Origin of the sequence: Streptomyces antioxidans (genome assembly GCF_000968685.2) — a bacterium.
Classification (GTDB): Bacteria; Actinomycetota; Actinomycetes; order Streptomycetales; family Streptomycetaceae; genus Streptomyces; species Streptomyces antioxidans.
The window spans coordinates 96,958-116,503 of the sequence record NZ_LAKD02000030.1; the positions used below are offsets into that span (position 1 = coordinate 96,958).

Sequence of the window (19,546 nt, forward strand, 5' to 3'; positions counted from 1 at the left end):
TAGTCAAACACTTCGGGCCCAACAAGGAGAGCAGGGAACCCAGATGGCGGAGCTCACGATCCGGCCGGAGGAGATCCGGGACGCACTGGAGAACTTTGTCCAGGCGTACAAGCCGGACGCGGCCTCGCGCGAGGAGGTCGGGACGGTCAGCGTTGCCGGCGACGGCATCGCGAAGGTCGAGGGTCTTCCCTCGACCATGGCGAACGAACTGCTGAAGTTCGAGGACGGCACCCTCGGCCTCGCCCTCAACCTCGAGGAGCGCGAGATCGGTGCGGTCGTCCTCGGTGAGTTCAGCGGCATCGAGGAGGGCCAGCAGGTGCACCGCACCGGCGAGGTCCTTTCGGTCGCCGTCGGCGAGGGCTACCTCGGCCGCGTGGTCGACCCGCTGGGTGCCCCGATCGACGGCCTCGGCGAGATCGAGACCGAAGGCCGCCGCGCCCTCGAGCTGCAGGCCCCCACGGTCATGCAGCGCAAGTCGGTGCACGAGCCGATGGAGACCGGCTACAAGGCCGTCGACGCGATGACCCCGATCGGCCGTGGCCAGCGTCAGCTGGTCATCGGCGACCGGCAGACCGGCAAGACCGCGCTGTGCGTCGACACGATCATCAACCAGCGCGACAACTGGCGCTCCGGCGACCCGAAGAAGCAGGTCCGCTGCATCTACGTCGCCGTCGGCCAGAAGGGCTCCACCATCGCGTCCGTGCGCGGTGCGCTGGAGGAGGCCGGCGCCCTGGAGTACACGACGATCGTCGCCGCCCCGGCGTCCGACCCGGCGGGCTTCAAGTACCTGGCCCCCTACACCGGCTCGGCCATCGGTCAGCACTGGATGTACGAGGGCAAGCACGTCCTGATCGTCTTCGACGACCTGTCCAAGCAGGCCGACGCCTACCGCGCGGTGTCGCTGCTGCTGCGCCGCCCGCCGGGTCGTGAGGCCTACCCGGGCGACGTCTTCTACCTCCACTCCCGGCTGCTGGAGCGCTGCGCCAAGCTCTCCGAGGACATGGGTGCCGGTTCGATGACCGGTCTGCCGATCGTCGAGACCAAGGCGAACGACGTGTCGGCGTTCATTCCGACCAACGTCATCTCCATCACCGACGGCCAGTGCTTCCTGGAGTCCGACCTGTTCAACGCCGGACAGCGCCCGGCGCTCAACGTCGGTATCTCGGTCTCCCGCGTCGGTGGCTCCGCCCAGCACAAGGCGATGCGCCAGGTCTCCGGTCGCCTCCGGGTGGACCTCGCCCAGTACCGCGAGCTCGAGGCGTTCGCCGCCTTCGGCTCGGACCTGGACGCGGCCTCCAAGGCGTCGCTGGAGCGCGGTGCGCGCATGGTCGAGCTGCTGAAGCAGGGGCAGTACGCCCCGTTCTCCACCGAGGACGAGATCGTCTCCATCTGGTCCGGCACCACCGGCAAGATGGACGATGTGCCCGTGGAGGACATCCGCCGCTTCGAGCGGGAGCTGCTCGACTACCTCCACCGTGAGCACAAGTCGCTGCTGACCAGCATCGTCGAGGGCGGCAAGATGTCCGACGACACGATCAAGGCGCTGGGCGAGGCCGTGGACTCCTTCAAGCGGCAGTTCGAGACCTCGGGCGGCAAGCTGCTGGGCGAGGACTGAGCGCATGGGTGCCCAGCTGAGGGTCTACAAGAGGCGGATCAAGTCCGTCTCCGCGACCAAGAAGATCACCAGGGCGATGGAGATGATCGCCGCCTCGCGCGTCGTCAAGGCGCAGCGCCAGGTGGCCGCGTCGACTCCGTACGCCACCGAGCTCACCCGGGCGGTGGGCGCGGTCGCCAAGGGCTCCACCACCCAGCACGCGCTGACCACGGAGAGCGACAACCCGACCCGGGCCGCGGTGCTGCTCATCACGAGCGACCGGGGTCTCGCGGGCGGCTACTCCTCCAACGTGATCAAGGCGGCCGAGGAGCTGACCGGGCGGCTCACCCGTGAGGGCAAGGAGGTCGACGCGTACATCGTCGGCCGCAAGGGCGTGGCGTACTACGCCTTCCGTGAGCGCAAGGTCACGGAGTCGTGGGGCGGCTTCACCGACAACCCCACCTACGCGGACGCCAAGAAGATCGCGGGCCCGCTGATCGAGGCCGTCCTCAAGGACACGGCCGAGGGCGGCGTGGACGAGCTGCACATCGTCTTCACCGAGTTCGTCTCGATGCTGACGCAGACCCCGGTCAAGGACCGGCTGCTGCCGCTCAGCCTCGAGGAGACGGCCGAGAAGCAGGAGAGGAAGGGCGAGATCCTTCCGCTCTTCGACTTCGAGCCGTCGTCCGAGGACGTCCTGGACGCCCTGCTGCCCCGGTATGTCGAGGCCCGTATCTACAACGCCCTGCTCCAGGCCGCCGCCTCCAAGCACGCGGCCACCCGGCGGGCGATGAAGTCGGCGACCGACAACGCCGAAGAGCTCATCAAGTCGCTCACGCGGCTTGCCAACGCGGCCCGCCAGGCCGACATCACCCAGGAAATCAGCGAGATCGTCGGTGGCGCGAGCGCTCTGGCCGACGCCTCCGCGGGGAGTGACTGACACTATGACCACCACTGTTGAGCCAACCGCTGTGGCCGCCGGCCGCGTCGCGCGGGTCATCGGCCCGGTCGTCGACGTGGAGTTCCCCGTCGACGCGATGCCGGACATCTACAACGCGCTGACCGTCGAGGTCGCCGACCCGGCACAGGAGGGCGCGAAGAAGGTCCTGACCCTCGAAGTCGCCCAGCACCTGGGCGAGGGTCTGGTCCGCGCCATCTCCATGGAGCCCACCGACGGTCTGGTCCGCCAGGCCGCGGTGACCGACACCGGCGACGGCATCACGGTGCCGGTCGGCGATGTCACCAAGGGCCGGGTGTTCAACACCCTGGGCAAGATCCTCAACGAGCCCGAGGCCGAGTCCGAGGTCACCGAGCGCTGGTCCATCCACCGCAAGGCCCCGGCGTTCGACCAGCTCGAGTCCAAGACCGAGATGTTCGAGACCGGTCTGAAGGTCGTCGACCTACTGACCCCGTACGTCAAGGGCGGCAAGATCGGCCTGTTCGGCGGCGCGGGCGTCGGCAAGACCGTCCTCATCCAGGAAATGATCATGCGTGTGGCCAAGCTGCACGAGGGCGTTTCGGTGTTCGCCGGGGTCGGCGAGCGCACCCGTGAGGGCAACGACCTGATCGAGGAGATGGCCGAGTCCGGCGTGCTCCCGCAGACCGCGCTGGTCTTCGGCCAGATGGACGAGCCCCCGGGCACCCGGCTCCGGGTCGCCCTGGCCGGTCTGACCATGGCGGAGTACTTCCGCGATGTGCAGAAGCAGGACGTGCTGTTCTTCATCGACAACATCTTCCGCTTCACCCAGGCCGGTTCCGAGGTCTCGACCCTGCTCGGCCGGATGCCCTCCGCGGTGGGCTACCAGCCGAACCTGGCCGACGAGATGGGCATCCTCCAGGAGCGCATCACCTCGACCCGCGGTCACTCGATCACCTCGATGCAGGCGATCTACGTCCCCGCGGACGACCTGACCGACCCGGCCCCGGCGACCACCTTCGCGCACCTCGACGCGACCACGGTGCTCTCCCGGCCGATCTCGGAGAAGGGCATCTACCCGGCGGTGGACCCGCTGGACTCGACGTCCCGGATCCTGGACCCGCGCTACATCTCGCAGGACCACTACGACTGCGCCTCGCGCGTGAAGTCGATCCTGCAGAAGTACAAGGACCTCCAGGACATCATCAACATCCTGGGCATCGACGAGCTCGGCGAGGAGGACAAGCTCACCGTCTTCCGCGCCCGCCGCATCGAGCGCTTCCTGTCGCAGAACACCCACGCGGCGAAGCAGTTCACCGGTCTGGACGGCTCCGACGTGCCGCTGGACGAGTCCATCGCCGCGTTCAACGCGATCGCCGACGGTGAGTTCGACCACTTCCCCGAGCAGGCGTTCTTCATGTGCGGTGGCCTGGACGACCTCAAGGCCAAGGCCAAGGAGCTGGGCGTCTCCTGAGCCCGGTAGCTCCACGAGAGGGGTGGGCCCGGTCCCGCCCCTCTCCGTACGCCCGTTATTCTTTGACGAAAGCCCTGCCCGACCCGGCAGGGAGAGACCCGAGGAGCCACGTTGGCTGCTGAGCTGCATGTCGAGCTGGTCGCGGCGGACCGTAGTGTCTGGTCCGGTGCGGCCACCTTGGTCATCGCGCGCACCACATCGGGTGACATCGGCGTCATGCCCGGCCACCAGCCGCTGCTCGGTGTGCTGGAGTCCGGCCCGGTGACCATCCGTTCGGTCGACGGCGGGACGGTCGTGACCGCGGTGCACGGTGGGTTCATCTCGTTCTCGGACGACAAGCTCTCACTGCTGGCCGAAGTCGCGGAGCTGTCCGACGAAATCGATGTGAAGCGCGCGGAGCGGGCGCTGGAGCGTGCCAAGTCGGAGGCGGACGCCGCCGCCGAGCGGCGCGCCGACGTCCGGCTGCGCGCGGTGGCGGGAGCGCACTGAGCCTGTCACGTACGGTCGGAAAACCTCAGCCGCGGACCTCGCTGGAGCTCCCCTTCAGCGGTCCGCGGCTGAGGCGATGCAGGTGCGGTTTTTCCGGATGACGCGAGGAGGTCGGTGAAGATGGTCCTCGCTCTGCTTGTGGGCGGCGTGGTCGTCGCGCTGGTGGTGGTGGGACTCTTCGTCTTCGGTCTCCGGCGGCGGCTGATCCAGCGGTCCGGCGGAACCTTCGACTGTTCCCTGCGCTGGGATCCACCGCCAAGCGAATCCGAGCCCAGCGGCAGGGGCTGGGTGTACGGCGTCGCCCGCTACAACGGTGACCGCGTCGAGTGGTTCCGGGTCTTCTCCTACGCACCGAGGCCCCGGCGGATCCTGGAGCGCGCCTCCATCGAGGTGCTGGAGCGGCGCACCCCCAAGGGCGAGGAGGAACTGGCGCTGCTCTCCGACGCCGTGGTGCTCGCCTGCAGGCACGGCGGCACCCAGCTGGAACTGGCCATGACCGATGACGCCCTGACCGGCTTTCTGGCCTGGCTGGAGGCCGCTCCTCCCGGGCAGCGGGTCAACGTGGCCTGAGTCACCGGTCGGGGGAAGTCGGCTATGGTCGTCGGGCAGCGCCCCGAGGGGCGCGGGGCCGTGTCGATGTGCGGCTCCGCCGCGTGGGCGCGACCAGCCACGACGATGCCGCGGTCGGCCGACAACCCGTCGCGGCACTTCCAGCGAAGCGCTTAACGCACGCCCAGCTCTTGGGCCAGCACCGCGGCCTGCACCCGGCTGCGCAGCTCCAGCTTGTTCAGCAGCCGGCTGACATGCGTCTTCACCGTCGCCTCCGCCATGGTGAGCCGTTCCGCGATCTGCGCGTTGGACAGCCCCTGCCCCAGACAGGCCAGCACCTCCCGCTCCCGCGGGGTGAGCGTGGCAAGCACCTCGGGTCCCGGCGCGGTGGGGGAGGGGGCGGCCCGGGGCCGGGCGAACTCCGCGATCAGACGCCGGGTGACCGCCGTGGCGATCATGCCCTCGCCGCGCCCCACCGTACGGACCGCCTCGATCAGATCGGCCGCCTCGCTGTCCTTGAGCAGAAACCCGGCGGCGCCCGCGCGCAGCGCCCCGAAGACATACTCGTCCAGGTCGAAGGTGGTCAGCACCAGTACGTCCGCCAACTGCTCGGCGACCACCTGGCGGGTGGCCGACACCCCGTCCAGCCGGGGCATCTGGACGTCCATGAGCACCACGTCGGGGCGCAGCGCACGGGCCATCTCCACCGCCTGGAGGCCGTCCACCGCCTCGCCGACCACCTCCACATCGGGGGCGGACCGCAGGATCAGCACCAGCCCGGAGCGGACCGAGCCCTGGTCCTCGGCGACCAGCACCCGGATCGGCCGGGACGCGGAACGGGCGGGCGGGGCGGTCGGGGTCACGGCGGCTCCTGGTCCTCGAAGGGGCATGGCGTGGGCTCATGGCGTGGGTCATGTCATGGCACACGCTGGGCGCTCATGCTCTGAGCGCTCTCGTCGCCCAGCGGCAGCGCGGCCCGCACCTGCCACACCGTGCCCCCGGGCCCGGCGACCGGACCGGCGTCGAGGGTGCCGCCGAGCAGGGACACCCGCTCGCGCATCCCGATCAGCCCGGTGCCGGAGCCGGGCGCCCGGGGCCCCTCGCGGTCGCCGTACGGGCTGATGACGCTGACCTCGAGCGGGCCGTCCGCGCGGTGCGCCAGCGTCACGTCCACCCGGCCGGGCGCGGCGTGCTTGAGGGCGTTGGTGAGCGATTCCTGGACGATGCGGTACGCGGCGAGTTCGACCGGCGCGGGCAGCGGGGTGGCGCCCTCCGGCCGCTCGTCGCACAGGACGATGTCCTGGCCGCCGGGGCGGGCGTTGGTGCGGGCCTGCTCCAGCAGGGTGTCGAGCGCGTCGAGCGTGGAGGTGGCGGCCGGTGCCGAGGTCTCCCCGGGGTCCCGCAGCAGCCCGATCAGCCGGCGCATCTCGGCCAGTCCGCGCACGCTGTTCTCCCGGATGACGCCTAGCGCCTCGTCGGTCGCGGCGGGGTCCTTCAGCGACAGCGCGGCGCTGGAGTGGATGGCGATGGCCGAGAGGTGGTTCGCCACCATGTCGTGGAGTTCGCGCGCCATCCGGGAGCGCTCCGAGGCCACCGCCTCCCGGCGGTCCAACTCGGCCAGCAGCGCGACGCGTTCGGCCTCCAGACGGGCCGCGGCGGCCTCCTCGCGGTGGTTGCGGACCACCGCCCCGGTCCACGCCGGGGTGAGGGTGAGCAGCCCGACGAACGTGCCGACCAGCAGCGCCAGGGGATCGTGGTAGACGGCCAGCGGCACCACGGTCGCCAGCACCGTGAGGAGCCCGCAGAGCCGGGGGATGCGCCGGGCGGCGCCGGGGCCCGAGTACATGACGGCCGCGTACACCAGGTCGGTGTACATCAGGAACGTCACGGCGAGACCCCCGCTGAGCACGTCGGCGGAGATCGCGGCGGTCCCCACGCCCAGGCCGACGAGGGGCCGGGAGCGCCGCAGCAGCTCGGACGCGGAGATCACGGCCAGCGCGAGCAGCCCCAGCCAGCGGGGCGTGTGGAAGAACGACTGGTTGTTGTGCACCCCCACCGCCCACATCAGGGCCCCGCCGAGCAGTCCGCTCAGGGCGATGAGGACGTCATGCCGGTGGGGGCGCGGGAGGTGGGGACGGGACGGCATGGCACCCATCACACCACGGGGCGCGCGGGGCGGACCTCCCTCTTGGGGCCGGGCCCGCCCCCCGGCGGCGTACATCGAAGGATGCAGTCGGGATTCATCGCCGCCGACGACGCGGGCGGCCCGTCCGGCGCGGGAGGGTTGGGGCCAAGGGCAGACCGAGAGAGGAAACATCGTGGTTGTCGCGCTGATCATCGCCTGTGAGGTCGGCTTCTGGGTGCTGCTGGGCATCGGCATTCTGCTGCGCTACGTGGCGAAGATGCCGAAGGCGAGCACCGTGGTGCTGTTGTGCGAACCGGTGCTGGAGGTGGTGCTGTTCGTGACGACCGTGATCGACCTGAGGAACGGCGCGGAACCGGACTGGAAGCACGGTCTCGCCGCGGTCTACATCGGCTACTCGGCGGCGCTCGGCCATTCGACGGTCAAATGGGTCGACGCCCGGGTGGCGCACCGCTTCTTCGGCGGTCCGCCGCCGGTCAAGCCCGCGAAGTACGGTGTGGCGCGCACGCTGCACGAGTGGAAGACCGCCGGGCGCTGGGTGCTGGCCGCGGTCATCGCCATGGCACTGCTCCAGGGCGGGATCTGGTACGTCGGCGACGACGGTGAGATCGGCTCGCTCCGCGACTGGCAGCTGAAGATGCTGTTCCTGATCGGCATCAATGTGGCCATCGCGCTCAGCTACACGCTCTTTCCCAAGCGGGAGCGCTCCGCGTCGTCTGCCAGCTAACCCCCGTAACGGGCAGACGACGCCGGGCCCCGCCCCGCCCCGTCGGCCCCGGCGACGCGCCACGCGCGGCCGGGCCGGCGGGGCCCGTGGCATTTCAGCGGTTCTCGCCCGGGACCCACAGGACGTCGCCGACCTCCTTGTTGGCCGAGCGGGCCAGGATGAACAGCAGGTCCGAGAGCCGGTTGAGATAGGTGGCGGTGAGCGGGTTCATCGAGTCCCGGTGCTCGCCGAGCGCGGCCCAGGTGGAGCGCTCGGCGCGGCGCGCCACCGTGCACGCCTGGTGCAGCAGCGCCGCGCCCGGTGAGCCGCCCGGGAGGATGAAGCTGCGCAGCTTCTGCAGCCCCTCCAGGAAGCGGTCGCAGTCCGCCTCCAGCTTGTCGATATAGCTCTGCTCCACGCGCAGCGGCGGATGGGCGGGGTCCGCCACCACGGGTGTGCACAGGTCCGCGCCCACGTCGAACAGGTCGTTCTGGACGCGGACCAGCACCTTGACGATCTCGGAGGGCAGTTGGCCCAGGGAGATGGCCACCCCGATCGCGGCGTTCGCCTCGTTGGCGTCGGCGTACGCGCCGATCCGCGAATCGGTCTTGGCGGTGCGGCTCATATCGCCGAGGGCGGTGGAGCCCGAGTCGCCGGTGCGCGTGTAGATGCGGGTGAGGTTGACCATGGCCCCGAGCCTACGCGGCGGCTCGGAGGGCGCGCCCTCCTACGCCCCGGCCTGCTGGAAGAGCCGTGCCCCGAGGGTGACGGCCACCGCCGCGAGCCCCGTGGCGACCACTGCGGCCAGCGCGATCTTCCCGTCCCCGTACTCCCCGGCGAAGGCGGCCCGCACCCCGTCCACGAGATAGCGGAACGGCACGAAGTGCGAGGCGACGTCGAGCCAGCGGGGCCCGAGCGACATCGGCAGCAGGATCCCGGACAGCAGCATCGCGGGCATGGTGATGGAGTTGATGACCGGCGCGAACCCCTGCGGCGAGACCACCCGCATCGCCAGCGCGTAGGAGAGCGAGGCGAGCGAGACGGTCAGCACGCCGACGAAGGCGAAGCCGATCACCACGCCCAGCACCGGGGCACGCAGCCCGAGCGCCACCGCGACGCACACCAGCACCAGGGACTGCCAGAGCAGCTGGACGACGTCCTTGAGCACCCGGCCCATCAGCAGGGCCAGCCGGCTGACCGGGGTCACCCGCATCCGCTCGATGACGCCCATACGGCGCTCGAGGATCAGCCCGATCCCGGTGAACGATGCGCTGAACAGGCCGAGTTGGACGAGGATCCCGGGGACGATGGTCTGCCAGGAGCTGGCCCGGCCGCCGAGCGGCAGATCGGTGAGCAGCGGGCCGAAGAAGACGAGGAAGAGTAGCGGCTGGACCATTCCGAAGATCAGGGCGGGTTTGGAGCGCAGCGTCTGACGGGCGTAGCGGCCGAAGATCAGGGCCGTGTCGGAGACGAGATGGGGCATGGGGCCTTCTTCCGGGACTTGCGGTGGGTGTTCTGTCAGACGGCGAGCGGGGCGGGGTTCTGCGGGGCGGTGCCGCGCCCGGTGATGGCGATGAAGGCGTCCTGGAGGGTGGCGTCCGGTGCGCCGCCGTGCTCGGTCCTGAGCCGCTTCGCCGTCCCCTCGGCGGCCACCAGGCCCTGGTCGACGATGACCAGCCGGTCGGCCAGCGCCTCCGCCTCGTCCAGGTAGTGGGTGGTCAGGAAGACCGTCATGCCGTGCTCGGCGCGCAGCCGGCGGATCAACTGCCACAGATCGGCGCGGCTGCCGGGGTCGAGCCCGGTGGTCGGCTCGTCCAGGAAGAGGATCTCGGGCCGGTGGACCAGGCCGAGGGCGATGTCCAGCCGCCGCCGCTGGCCGCCGGAGAGCGCGGCGCAGGGGCGGTCAAGCAGCTCGGCCAGGCCCAGGTCCCCGGCCAGCTCCCCGGCGCGGGCGGTGGCCTCGGCCTTGCCCATCCGGTAGAGCCGCCCCTGGGTGACCAGCTCCTCCCGTACGGAGACGGTCGGGTCGACGCCGCCGGACTGGGCCACATAGCCGATCCGCCGGCGCACCCCGGCCGGATCGCGGGCGAGGTCGTGCCCGGCGACGGTGGCGCTGCCGCCGGTGGGCGGGAGCAGCGTGGTGAGCATGCGCAGCGTGGTGGTCTTGCCCGCTCCGTTGGGTCCGAGGAAGCCGAGGATCTCACCGCGCTCGACGGTCAGGTCGATTCCGCGCACGGCTGCCACGGGGCCGCGCTTGGTCCGGAAGGTGTGGGTGAGGCCGTTCGTCGTGATGACTGCCATGGGATCCAGAAAAACAGAGACGCACCAATTTTGCAATCACCCCAAAAATAAAGGAGCCCCAGCGAAGCTAGGATGAGGCCATGGCGGAAGGACTCAGGGAGCGGAAGAAGCGGCAGACCAGACAGCACATCTCGGACGTCGCGACCGGGCTGTTCATGGAGCGCGGCTTCGAGGCGGTCACGATCGCGGAGATCGCCGAGGCGGCCGAGGTCTCCGTCAACACGGTCTACAACTACTTCCCGGCCAAGGAGGACCTGTTCGTCGACCGCGAGGAGGAGATCATCGACCGCCCCTCCCGGCTCGTACGGGAGCGTGCGGCCGGACAGTCGGCGGCGCGGGCGCTGATGGACCAGCTGCGCCAGGACATCCGCGAACGGCACCCCTATGTCGGGCTGAGCGAGGGCTATGACCGGTTCCGGCAGGTCATCGTCGAGTCGCCGACGCTGATGGCCAGGCTCTTCGCCATCCAGGGGAAGGCGGTCAACCAGCTCGGGATCACCCTGCGCGAGGAGGCAGGGGCCGACCCCGACGACCCCAGGCCCGAGTTCATCGCCCACCAGCTCGTCGGGTTGCAGAACGCGGTGCTGCGCTCGATCATCCGCGGGCTCGCGGAGGGCGGCGGTGTGGACGCCGTCGCCGACGATGCCCTCCGTAAGGTCGACGTCATGGAGTCGCTGCTGAGCGACACGGTCCTCAACTATGCGGCGAAGAACACACCGTGACGCGCGTTACGAGGGGCTGCCCGCAGGGGTGAACGGACGTTAAGGTCCGGCACATCGGACTGTCGACAGATCAGACGGATCGTCGGCGGCGCGGACGGAAGCTACCGAAATAGAGAGGTGTGTGTCGTGGCCAAGAAGCTCGCGGTCATCGGAGCCGGACTCATGGGGTCCGGTATCGCGCAGGTCTCGGCCCAGGCCGGCTGGGACGTGGTGCTGCGCGATGTGACCGACGAGGCGCTGCGGCGCGGCACGGACGGAATCCGGGCCTCGTACGACAAGTTCGTCTCCAAGGGCAAGCTGGCGGCGGACGAGGCCGAGCGGGCGCTGGGCCGGATCATCACCACCACCGACCTCGACGCCGCCGCCGACGCGGATGTCGTGGTGGAGGCGGTCTTCGAGAAGATCGAGGTCAAGCGGGAGATCTTCGCCACCCTCGATGAGCTGGTCAAGGACGACACGGTCCTGGCCTCGAACACCTCGGCCATCCCGATCACCAAGATCGCCGCGGCCACCCGGCGCCCGGAGCGGGTCGTCGGCACCCACTTCTTCTCGCCGGTGCCGATGATGGGGCTGTGCGAGCTGGTGCGCGGTCACAAGACGAGCGATGAAACCCTGGCCGCCGCACGGGAGTTCGCGGAGGGCGTCGGCAAGACCTGTATCGTCGTCAACCGCGATGTCGCGGGTTTCGTCACCACCCGGCTGATCTCCGCCCTCGTCGTGGAAGCGGCGAAGCTGTACGAGTCGGGGGTCGCCACGGCCGAGGACATCGACACCGCCTGCAAGCTCGGCTTCGGCCATGCGATGGGACCCCTCGCGACGGCCGACCTCACCGGCGTGGACATCCTGCTGCACGCCACCGACAACATCTACACCGAGTCGCAGGACGAGAAGTTCGCACCGCCGGAGAGCATGCGCCGGATGGTCGATGCCGGGGACATCGGCCGGAAGAGCGGCGAGGGCTTCTACCGCTACTGAGGGCCTTGGTGCGGCGCCAGGCCCGGGACTCACCCGCCCGGGTGAATTCGGTATCGGTTCGCTTACAGACGGCAACTTCCTCGTATGAGAGGCAGTCAGTTCTGTAGACAGAAATGGCGCATTGACGACACGACGCACCGTATTGGGGAGCGCATATGCACATCAAGGGCGACCACGCCGAGCTGGTCGTCGGGGGCCGACTGGACGTCCGGAGCGCGGCGGACGCCCGTACGGCCCTGCACACTGCCGTCGACGCGGGCGGCGGGGATCTCGTCCTCGACCTGACCGCACTGGACTCCTGGGACGCCACCGGGCTCGGGGTGATCATGGGCGCGCACCGCAGGGCCGGCCGGGTGGGCAGACGGCTGGTGCTGCGCGGGGTGCCGCCCCAGATGCAGCGGCTGCTGGTGGCCACCCGGCTGCACCGCATCCTCGCGATCGAGGGCGGACTGGAGGCGGAGTCCCTGCCGCGCGTCTGAGCGGCGGGGACCCTGCCCGGGGCGGCGGGCTTTCCCGGGGCGGTGTGGGCCCCCTGACGGGGCGGCGGGTTTCCCGGGGCGGCGTGGGCCTCCCACGGGGCGGTGGATACTGTGAGCAGATCCAGGCCGTCTGATACGGCCCGGGGTCCGGCGAGCGCCGGACACATTCCCTACGGCGGCACCGGACCAGAAGCGAAGGCAGGCCGGGGAGCCTTGGAGCACGCCACGCATCTGGGGGGCAAGGACAGTGGACCCGAAGAACCGCGGATCGCAGGAGCACGGCCACGACGAGGGAGCGCCCGGCGGGGCTTCCGGTGCGCCGCACGCGGCGGGCGGCCCGGGCGACGGCTCGTCGCCGCGCCCGCCCGCGCAGACGGGGGCGTCGGGGCTGCCGGGGCCGACGGGGGACGTACCGACGCCGCCGCTGGGTGCTCCGGTGCCCGGCGCGTCCGCGTCACCGCCCTCCTCCGCTTCCGCCGCCTCTGCTGCATCCTCCGCGCTCGCTTCCACCTCCCCGGCCCGCACCGCGCGCATAGTCGCCGGTGAGTATCTGCTGACGGTCAACCCCGTCGACGGCAGCGAGATAGAACCCTGCCCGCCCGGTGAGCGCCGTGCCCGGCCCGAGCGCCACGGCCCCGATGAGCGGGCCGAACTGCGCCGCGCCGCCGCCGCGCCCCGCCCGTCCGGCACCGTCCTGCCCGAACTGCCGATGCTGGAGCGCGACGAGGAGCGGGAACGGCTGGCCCGGCTGCTCGCCCGCGGCCGCTCGGTGCGGGTCACCGGGCCGTCCGGCGCCGGGCGCAGCACCCTGCTGGAGGCCGTCGCCTCCGACTGCGAACGGCTCGCGCCCGACGGTGTCGTACGCCTCTCCGGCTACCACCGCACCCCCACCGACCTCCTCCACGACCTCTACGCCGCCGTCCTCAGCGCCCCGCTCCACCGGCCGGACCGCGCGGAACTGCTGGCGGCGGTCAGGGAGATCGGCGCGGTCGTCGTCCTGGACGACATCGAGTTCGGCGGTGCCGCGCTGGACGAGTTCCTTGACGCGACCCCCGAATGCGCGTTCCTGCTCTCCGCCACCCCCGAGGTCCCGGCGCCGTCCCCCGACTCCCACCTGGAGGAGGTCTTCCTCTCCGGACTCAGCCGTACGGCCGGACTCGAACTCCTCGAGCGGGCCGCACGGCGGCCCCTGGCGGAGGAGGAGGCGAGCTGGGCGGCTGACCTGTGGTTCGAGTCCGAGGGGCTGCCGCTGCGCTTCGTCCAGGCGGGCGCGCTGCTGCGGCAGCGGGATGCCCGGCACGACGACCCCTCCGCGCCGGAGGACCGGATTCCGCTGCCCTCGATCGCGGAGGCGGCGTCCCCCGCCGCGCTGCTCGCCGCCCGTCTCGGTGAGGCGGCCCGTGACGCCCTGCGGTTCGCGGTCGCGCTCGGCGGCGAATGCCCCCACCAGGCCCATCTGCCCGCGCTGTCCGGGGACGCCCACGCGGACACCGCCCTCGGCGAGCTGCTTGGCTGTGGCCTGGTCACCCCGGCCGGATCGCACTACCGGCTGGCGGCGCGCGTCACCGCCCAACTGGAGGAGGCGGGTTACGCCGACGAGGGCGCCGGGCGCGCGCACACCGTCGCCCAGCACTACGCCTGGTGGGCCGGACACCCCTCGGTCGCCCCCGAACGCGTCGCCGCCGAGGCCGACGCGATCCTCGCGGCGATGGCCGCGCTCATCGGCAGCCGCGAGGCGGGCCACGCCGACGCCGCCGTGCTCCTGGCCCGCGCCGCCGCGCCCGCCCTCGCCGCGGCGCTGCACTGGGGCGCCTGGGAGCGCGCGGTGCGGCACGGCCAGGAGGCCGCGCGGCTGGCGGGGCAGGTCGCGGACGAGGCCTACTTCCACCATGAGCTGGGCGTCCTCGCGCTGTGTACGGGCCATCTTGACCGGGCCCGCGCCGAGCTGGAGGCCTCCATCGGGCTGCGGGGCGTGCTCGCGGACAAGCAGGGCACGGTCGCGGGGCGGCGCGCGCTGGCGCTGGTCGCCGACCGCTCGACCGGCTCGGCGATGGCCGGGGCGTTCGGGACCGGCGGTGGGCCGAGCGGTGGGAACCGTAAGGGCGACACGGGCCGCCCGGCCGCGGGCGGAGCGCCGGACGACACCGCGGCCACGATCGTCACCCCGAAGGCGGCGACCACGACGCCGATGGCCGCCATGGGCAGCACGGCGGCCACGACCGCGGCCACGGCGGCGCTCCCGTCCGCCTCCCGGACCTCGGTGGCGGCCCCCGCCACCTCCACGGCCCCGACGGCCGACTCCGCCCCTGCCGGGCCCTCGGGCGGCAAGCCGGGCGGTCTGCGGCGGCTGGCGCTGCACGGGGCCCGGCGCAATGTGGTCGCGGCGGCCTCGGGCGTACTGCTGGTGGGCGCGCTCGGCACCGTGGTGACCCTGGGCGTCACCTCGGGCGACGACTCGGGCGGCCCGGGCGACAAGGTCAAGCCGGACCGCTCGGCCAGCCAGCAGGACGACGACAAGGGCCTGACCGCGGACGAGCCCACGAGCAGCACCAGCCAGGCCCCTGAGCCGGGCCCCAGCGGGTCGTCGAAGACGTCCGCGTCCCCGACCGAGCCGAGCGACAGCGGCTCGCCCAGCGGCTCCACGGAGCCCAGCGGGCCGTCGTCCACCAGCAACCCGCCCTCGGACACCGAGAGGCCGCCCTCGCCGCCGTCCTCGCACCCCACGCCCTCGCATCCGCGGCCGACCACCAAGCCGCCGACGAGCAAGCCGCCGACGCCGACCGACGAGCCCAGTGAGCCGACGCCCACGACGTCGTCCCCGACCACGACCCCCACCGGGGGCACCTCCACCACCGCGAGCGCCCCCGCGACCCCCACGCCGTCCAGTACGGCCACCCCGGTCGTGTAGCCGAGCGGTCCGGGAGGGCCCCGCGGAGGCGCCGGATCACGCCAGGGTCCGCCCCGCACCCATGGCGTGATCCAGCCGACCCACCGGATCTTGCGCCTGCGGCGGCCTGTTCCCCTCCCCGCCCCTTCCCGAAACTGGGCCCCGCCCCAGTCCCCGAAGGAACCCGCGCCCCAGACTCCGCACCAGGGCTGCGCCCCCAAGGTCCAGGGGCGGAGCCCCTGGTTAACGGGAAGGGGCGGGGAGGGGAAAGACACCGGTTTGCGGCTCCGCCGCGTCTCCGGGCGCGAGGCGGTGTTAGAAGAGAGGCGGTGTTAGAAGAGGCGGAGTTTGTCGTCCTCGATGCCTCGGAGCGCGTCATAGTCCAGCACCGCACACCCGATCCCCCGGTCCGTCGCGAGGACGCGGGCCTGAGGTTTGATCTCCTGGGCGGCGAAGACCCCCTTCACCGGGGCGAGGTGGGGGTCCCGGTTGAGGAGTTCGAGGTAGCGGGTGAGCTGTTCGACACCGTCGATCTCACCACGGCGTTTGATCTCCACGGCGACCGTCGCCCCGTCCGCGTCGCGGCAGAGAATGTCCACGGGGCCAATGGCGGTGGGGTATTCACGCCGAATAAGCGTCCAGCCATCGCCAAGTGTCTCGATACGATCGGCGAGCAGCTCCTGCAGATGGGCCTCCACACCGTCCTTGATCAGGCCGGGGTCCACGCCGAGTTCATGCGAGGAGTCATGAAGGACCTCCTCCATGGTGATGATGAGCTTCTCGCCCGCCTTGTTCACGACCGTCCACACATCGTCGTCGCCTTCCTTCAGCGTGCACGGCGGAGACATCCAGTTGAGGGGTTTATAAGCCCTGTCGTCCGCGTGGATGGACACACTGCCGTCGGCCTTGACCAGGATCAGACGGGGTGCCGAGGGAAGGTGGGCGGTGAGGCGGCCGGCGTAGTCCACCGAGCACCGGGCGATGACGAGACGCATGGTCGGCAACGCTACTCGACCACCACCGCCGCACGCGATTCGTCCGCCGATGGACCCGTTCGGCAATGGCTGGTTGTGTGCCCATTCTCCTGGTGCGGGCGCAGTGGCCGAATTACCGTTGAAGCGGGCGGTCGTCGGACGGGTACGCTGCGTCGCCGTTCGCCCTTCCCATCCCTGAGACCCCGCTCGCGGGGTCGCGAGAGGAGAACCCATGTCGCTCGACGTCTCACCGGCCCTGCTCGAACAGGCCGAGCGAGGCGAGGTCGACGAAGCGGACTTCGTCGACTGCGTCCGGAACTCCCTACCGTACGCATGGGAGATGATCAGCTCGCTGGTGGCCCAGCTGAAGGTGGACGGCGGGGAGTTCGCCGACAACCAGACGCCGCCACCCGATGAGCAGGCCCGCGGTCAACTGCTCCGCGCACTCGCCAGTGATGCGATACGCGGCGCGCTGCAGCGCCACTTCGGGGTGCGGCTGGCCTTCCAGAACTGTCACCGGGTGGCGGTCTTCCCGATGGACGCGTCGGTGGACGAGCGCCTTGCCCGCTTCACCTCGGTCCGGGGGCAGTTGCTCAACCAGTCACCCGAACTCCGCGACTGCTGACGGGACATCCGCTGCCGCTCCACCAGGGGGAGGTGTATCAGCGCAGGAGCGGCAGCACCTCGCCACCGAGCCGTCGTACGTTCTCCTCGGTGGCCGCCAGATCGCCCGACCCCTCGACCAGCAGCGCGAACCGGTGGATCCCGGTGCGCTCCGCGGTCGCCGCCAGCCGGTCGGCGCACAGCCGCGGCGAGCCCACCGGATGCAGCCCGCACAACAGCTCCGCGTAGCCCACCGGGTCGCGCATCCGGCGCTCCCGGCCGTCGACCGTCACATGGGCCTCCAGACCCTGCCGCAGCCAGCCTGGCATCGCCTTGGTCAGGACCTCGGCCGCCGCGGGGCGGGTGTCCCCGATCTGCACCACCCCGGCCGAGACATGCCGCGCCGCCGCCGCCTCGACGTGCTCCGGCGAACGGCCCGCCGCCAGCGCGGACTTCCGCCACAGGCCGACCACCTCGGCCTTCTCCTCGTCCCCGCAGTGCATGCCGAGCAGCATGGGCAGCCCGCGCTCGGCGGCCAGCCGCACACTGCTGGGCGAGGTGCAGGCGACGACCACCGGCGGGGTGTCCGCCGCCCGCCCGGCGAGGGCGTCGTCGGCGCGCGGCACCACCGCCACCTCGCGGAAGGCGAACCGCTCGCCGTCCGCCCCCACCCGGGGCTCGCGCAGCCAGCGCAGCAGCAGATCGAGCGATTCGGGGAAGCCCCGCTCGTACGCCCCCAGACCCGAGCCGAAGACCTCGAGGTCCACCCACGGCCCGCCACGGCCCACACCCAGCGTGAACCGGCCACCGGAGAGGAGATGGAGCAGTGCCGCCTGCTCACCCAGCGCGACGGGATGCGCGGTCGGCAGTACGCTCACCGCCGTACCGACGCCGATCCGGCGGGTACGTCCCAGCAGCAGGGCGGCGAGGGTGACCGCGGACGGGCAGACGCCATACGGAACGAAGTGGTGCTCGGCGACCCAGACCGCGTCCAGCCCGGTCTCCTCGCAGAGTTCGGCCGACCGCACCGCGCGGTGCAGCGCCTCCCCCTGCCCCTGGCCTGGGAATTGAGCGGCCAGGATGAAAGCCCCCACATCCATCGTGAAACTGCCTCCTTGTCGCGGCTGAGGTGCCGGCGCGGGCATCCCCCCTCAAAGGCAATAACGCCTGACACGTGCCAAGGGCACGGCCTGGCATGAAGTTTTCATGATGATCGGAGAGCGGATGTGGACAACGACTTTCCCGGAGGGTGACCGTAGCGCGTACGCTGGTCACAGTCCGTTAGCTCCCAGTTCTGTCGAGGTGCCCGTGTCTCCACGCCGAAACCGCCAGCGAGGCGGCGAAAAGCCCGTCGGCCATGAGAGTACGGGCCGTTATGGCCTCGACCGCGTGGAGACCTGGCAGGGGGAGGAGTGGGTGGTCCGGCAGGTCGGCGGCGGGGCCGCCGCCAAGCACTACCGCTGCCCGGGCTGCGACCAGGAGATTCCGCCCGGGGTGGCGCATGTGGTCGCCTGGCAGCAGCACATGGGCGTGGACGACCGCCGCCACTGGCACAAGGCGTGCTGGAACGCACGGGACCGCCGGAGCGCGAAGCTCCAGCGGTCCCGTAACGCGCCGCGGTATTGACTCGGACCCGGCGCGCGGGCACGTCCGGCTCGGGTGCGGTACGTGCGGCGCGGGCCCCGCGAGTCCTAGACGTCGCGCTTCTCCAGCAGCACATAGGCGGCGATCAGCGCCGCCGCCGTGACTCCGGCCAGCCCCCACAGCTGGGGCCAGCCGCTGTTCAGGCTGTCGTCGATCCGGAAGAGGGAGGCCAGCGCCTGGGGCGAGGAGTACTCCTGCATCTTCTTCCCCAGATCGCGGAGGCTGTCCGACATCATCAGGAACGCGGGGAGGATGGACGGGAGCAGTACCACACCGAGCATCGTGGTGATCGCGCCCGCGGAGTGCCGCAGTATGCAGCCGACGGCCAGCGAGAGCAGCCCCAGCAGCGACACATAGAGCCCGGCGCCGACCGTCGCGCCCACGAGCTGGTCATCCGTCGGCTCCTGGACACCCGGACCGCTGTGCATCCCGGTGCTGGCGAAGGCCACCAGCGTGAGCGCGAGGGTCGTGGTGATGAACGAGAGGGTGAAGAACACCAGCGCCTTGGCGGTGAGCACCCGGGAGCGCCGCGGGGAGGCGGTGAAGGTGGTCCGGATCATCCCGGTGCCGTACTCGGAGGTGATCACGAGCACCCCGAGGGTGACGATGCACAGCTGGCCGAGCAGGGTGCCGAAGAACCCGGGGAGGGTGGTGGGGACGGCCTCGTAGTCGCTGTCGTTGGTGCTCGCCGCCACCAGGAGCCCGATCCCGGCCACCAGCGCGACCATCACGCTCAGCGTCCAGATCGTGGAGCGCACCGACTTGATCTTGGTCCACTCGGAGGCGAGGGCATTGCCGAGGTGGGTCTGGCGGACCGGGATCGGCGAGGTGTACGGGCCGACACCGGCGTACGGCTGCGAGGGGGGTCCGGAGGGCGCTGGCTGCTGTGGGGCCGCCTGCGGGGCTGTCTGCGGCGGCATCTGCGGGGGGCCTTGCGGAGCTCCCGGCGGAGGGCCTTGCGGGGGGACGGGCGCCTGGTGCTGCTGGTACGGGGTCGTCATCGGGCGTCCTCGGTGTCGCTCTTGGTCAGATCGGCGGGGGCGGACGGCGCCCCGGGCGGCTGAGCCGGGGGAGTGGGGGGCGCCGCGGG

The 19,546-nt window shown here is 71.3% G+C and carries 20 protein-coding genes; 12 read left to right on the forward strand and 8 right to left on the reverse strand.

Annotated features, from left to right (window positions below):
* The first annotated feature begins 43 nt into the window (after window positions 1-43).
* From atpA to VT50_RS12870, 5 genes are all read left to right on the forward strand, one after another.
* A complete protein-coding gene (atpA, locus tag VT50_RS12850; protein ID WP_046086208.1) occupies window positions 44-1,615 on the forward strand; it encodes a F0F1 ATP synthase subunit alpha in 1,572 nt (523 codons plus the stop codon).
* A gap of 4 nt (window positions 1,616-1,619) precedes the next feature.
* The gene (locus VT50_RS12855; protein WP_046086209.1) at window positions 1,620-2,534 is read left to right on the forward strand and encodes a F0F1 ATP synthase subunit gamma; all 915 of its coding nucleotides are present in this window, start codon (window positions 1,620-1,622) and stop codon (window positions 2,532-2,534) included.
* A 4-nt stretch (window positions 2,535-2,538) separates the two neighbouring features.
* The gene (gene atpD, locus VT50_RS12860) at window positions 2,539-3,984 is read left to right on the forward strand and encodes a F0F1 ATP synthase subunit beta (RefSeq protein ID WP_046086210.1); all 1,446 of its coding nucleotides are present in this window, start codon (window positions 2,539-2,541) and stop codon (window positions 3,982-3,984) included.
* A gap of 111 nt (window positions 3,985-4,095) precedes the next feature.
* A complete protein-coding gene (locus tag VT50_RS12865) occupies window positions 4,096-4,473 on the forward strand; it encodes a F0F1 ATP synthase subunit epsilon (protein ID WP_046086211.1) in 378 nt (125 codons plus the stop codon).
* Window positions 4,474-4,593: 120 nt separating this feature from the next.
* Window positions 4,594-5,043, forward strand: a complete 450-nt coding sequence (locus VT50_RS12870) for a DUF2550 domain-containing protein (protein WP_046086238.1) — start codon at window positions 4,594-4,596, stop codon at window positions 5,041-5,043.
* 152 nt (window positions 5,044-5,195) lie between these two features.
* On the opposite strand, the gene VT50_RS12875 is transcribed toward VT50_RS12870, so the two are convergent.
* Window positions 5,196-5,885, reverse strand: a complete 690-nt coding sequence (locus tag VT50_RS12875; RefSeq protein WP_046086212.1) for a response regulator — start codon at window positions 5,883-5,885, stop codon at window positions 5,196-5,198.
* Between the two features lie 53 nt (window positions 5,886-5,938).
* Window positions 5,939-7,168 carry a histidine kinase gene (locus tag VT50_RS12880; protein WP_046086239.1) on the reverse strand — a complete coding sequence of 410 codons (1,230 nt, stop codon included), beginning with the start codon at window positions 7,166-7,168 and terminating at the stop codon, window positions 5,939-5,941.
* Window positions 7,169-7,340: 172 nt separating this feature from the next.
* On the opposite strand from VT50_RS12880, the gene VT50_RS12885 reads away from it, so the two are divergent.
* The gene (locus VT50_RS12885; RefSeq protein WP_046086213.1) at window positions 7,341-7,892 is read left to right on the forward strand and encodes a hypothetical protein; all 552 of its coding nucleotides are present in this window, start codon (window positions 7,341-7,343) and stop codon (window positions 7,890-7,892) included.
* 94 nt (window positions 7,893-7,986) lie between these two features.
* Here the strand turns inward: VT50_RS12885 and VT50_RS12890 are convergent, their stop codons facing one another.
* The 3 genes from VT50_RS12890 to VT50_RS12900 are packed head-to-tail and all read right to left on the reverse strand — an operon-like array spanning window position 7,987 to window position 10,172.
* Complete coding sequence (locus VT50_RS12890; protein WP_046086214.1) at window positions 7,987-8,559, reverse strand: cob(I)yrinic acid a,c-diamide adenosyltransferase; 573 nt, start codon at window positions 8,557-8,559, stop codon at window positions 7,987-7,989.
* Between the two features lie 39 nt (window positions 8,560-8,598).
* Complete coding sequence (locus tag VT50_RS12895; RefSeq protein WP_046086215.1) at window positions 8,599-9,354, reverse strand: ABC transporter permease; 756 nt, start codon at window positions 9,352-9,354, stop codon at window positions 8,599-8,601.
* Between the two features lie 35 nt (window positions 9,355-9,389).
* Window positions 9,390-10,172, reverse strand: a complete 783-nt coding sequence (locus VT50_RS12900) for an ABC transporter ATP-binding protein (RefSeq protein WP_046086216.1) — start codon at window positions 10,170-10,172, stop codon at window positions 9,390-9,392.
* Window positions 10,173-10,252: 80 nt separating this feature from the next.
* On the opposite strand from VT50_RS12900, the gene VT50_RS12905 reads away from it, so the two are divergent.
* From VT50_RS12905 to VT50_RS12920, 4 genes are all read left to right on the forward strand, one after another.
* On the forward strand, window positions 10,253-10,894 hold the full coding sequence (locus VT50_RS12905; protein WP_046086217.1) for a TetR/AcrR family transcriptional regulator: 642 nt from the start codon (window positions 10,253-10,255) through the stop codon (window positions 10,892-10,894).
* Window positions 10,895-11,020: 126 nt separating this feature from the next.
* Window positions 11,021-11,869, forward strand: a complete 849-nt coding sequence (locus VT50_RS12910; RefSeq protein WP_046086218.1) for a 3-hydroxyacyl-CoA dehydrogenase family protein — start codon at window positions 11,021-11,023, stop codon at window positions 11,867-11,869.
* Between the two features lie 155 nt (window positions 11,870-12,024).
* The gene (locus VT50_RS12915; RefSeq protein WP_046086219.1) at window positions 12,025-12,348 is read left to right on the forward strand and encodes an STAS domain-containing protein; all 324 of its coding nucleotides are present in this window, start codon (window positions 12,025-12,027) and stop codon (window positions 12,346-12,348) included.
* 247 nt (window positions 12,349-12,595) lie between these two features.
* Window positions 12,596-15,256, forward strand: a complete 2,661-nt coding sequence (locus VT50_RS12920) for an ATP-binding protein (RefSeq protein WP_046086220.1) — start codon at window positions 12,596-12,598, stop codon at window positions 15,254-15,256.
* Between the two features lie 311 nt (window positions 15,257-15,567).
* Here VT50_RS12920 and nucS read toward each other — a convergent pair whose 3' ends face one another.
* A complete protein-coding gene (gene nucS, locus VT50_RS12925; RefSeq protein WP_037951157.1) occupies window positions 15,568-16,230 on the reverse strand; it encodes an endonuclease NucS in 663 nt (220 codons plus the stop codon).
* 211 nt (window positions 16,231-16,441) lie between these two features.
* Here nucS and VT50_RS12930 point away from each other — a divergent pair, with 211 nt between their 5' ends.
* On the forward strand, window positions 16,442-16,834 hold the full coding sequence (locus VT50_RS12930) for an SCO5389 family protein (protein ID WP_046086221.1): 393 nt from the start codon (window positions 16,442-16,444) through the stop codon (window positions 16,832-16,834).
* A gap of 37 nt (window positions 16,835-16,871) precedes the next feature.
* Here VT50_RS12930 and VT50_RS12935 read toward each other — a convergent pair whose 3' ends face one another.
* The gene (locus VT50_RS12935; RefSeq protein ID WP_046086222.1) at window positions 16,872-17,912 is read right to left on the reverse strand and encodes an LLM class flavin-dependent oxidoreductase; all 1,041 of its coding nucleotides are present in this window, start codon (window positions 17,910-17,912) and stop codon (window positions 16,872-16,874) included.
* Window positions 17,913-18,120: 208 nt separating this feature from the next.
* On the opposite strand from VT50_RS12935, the gene VT50_RS12940 reads away from it, so the two are divergent.
* Window positions 18,121-18,438 (forward strand): hypothetical protein, encoded by a 318-nt coding sequence (locus VT50_RS12940; protein ID WP_046086223.1) that lies wholly within the window; start codon window positions 18,121-18,123, stop codon window positions 18,436-18,438.
* Window positions 18,439-18,503: 65 nt separating this feature from the next.
* Here the strand turns inward: VT50_RS12940 and VT50_RS12945 are convergent, their stop codons facing one another.
* Window positions 18,504-19,376 (reverse strand): ABC transporter permease, encoded by an 873-nt coding sequence (locus VT50_RS12945; RefSeq protein ID WP_046086224.1) that lies wholly within the window; start codon window positions 19,374-19,376, stop codon window positions 18,504-18,506.
* Between the last annotated feature and the right edge of the window lie 170 nt (window positions 19,377-19,546).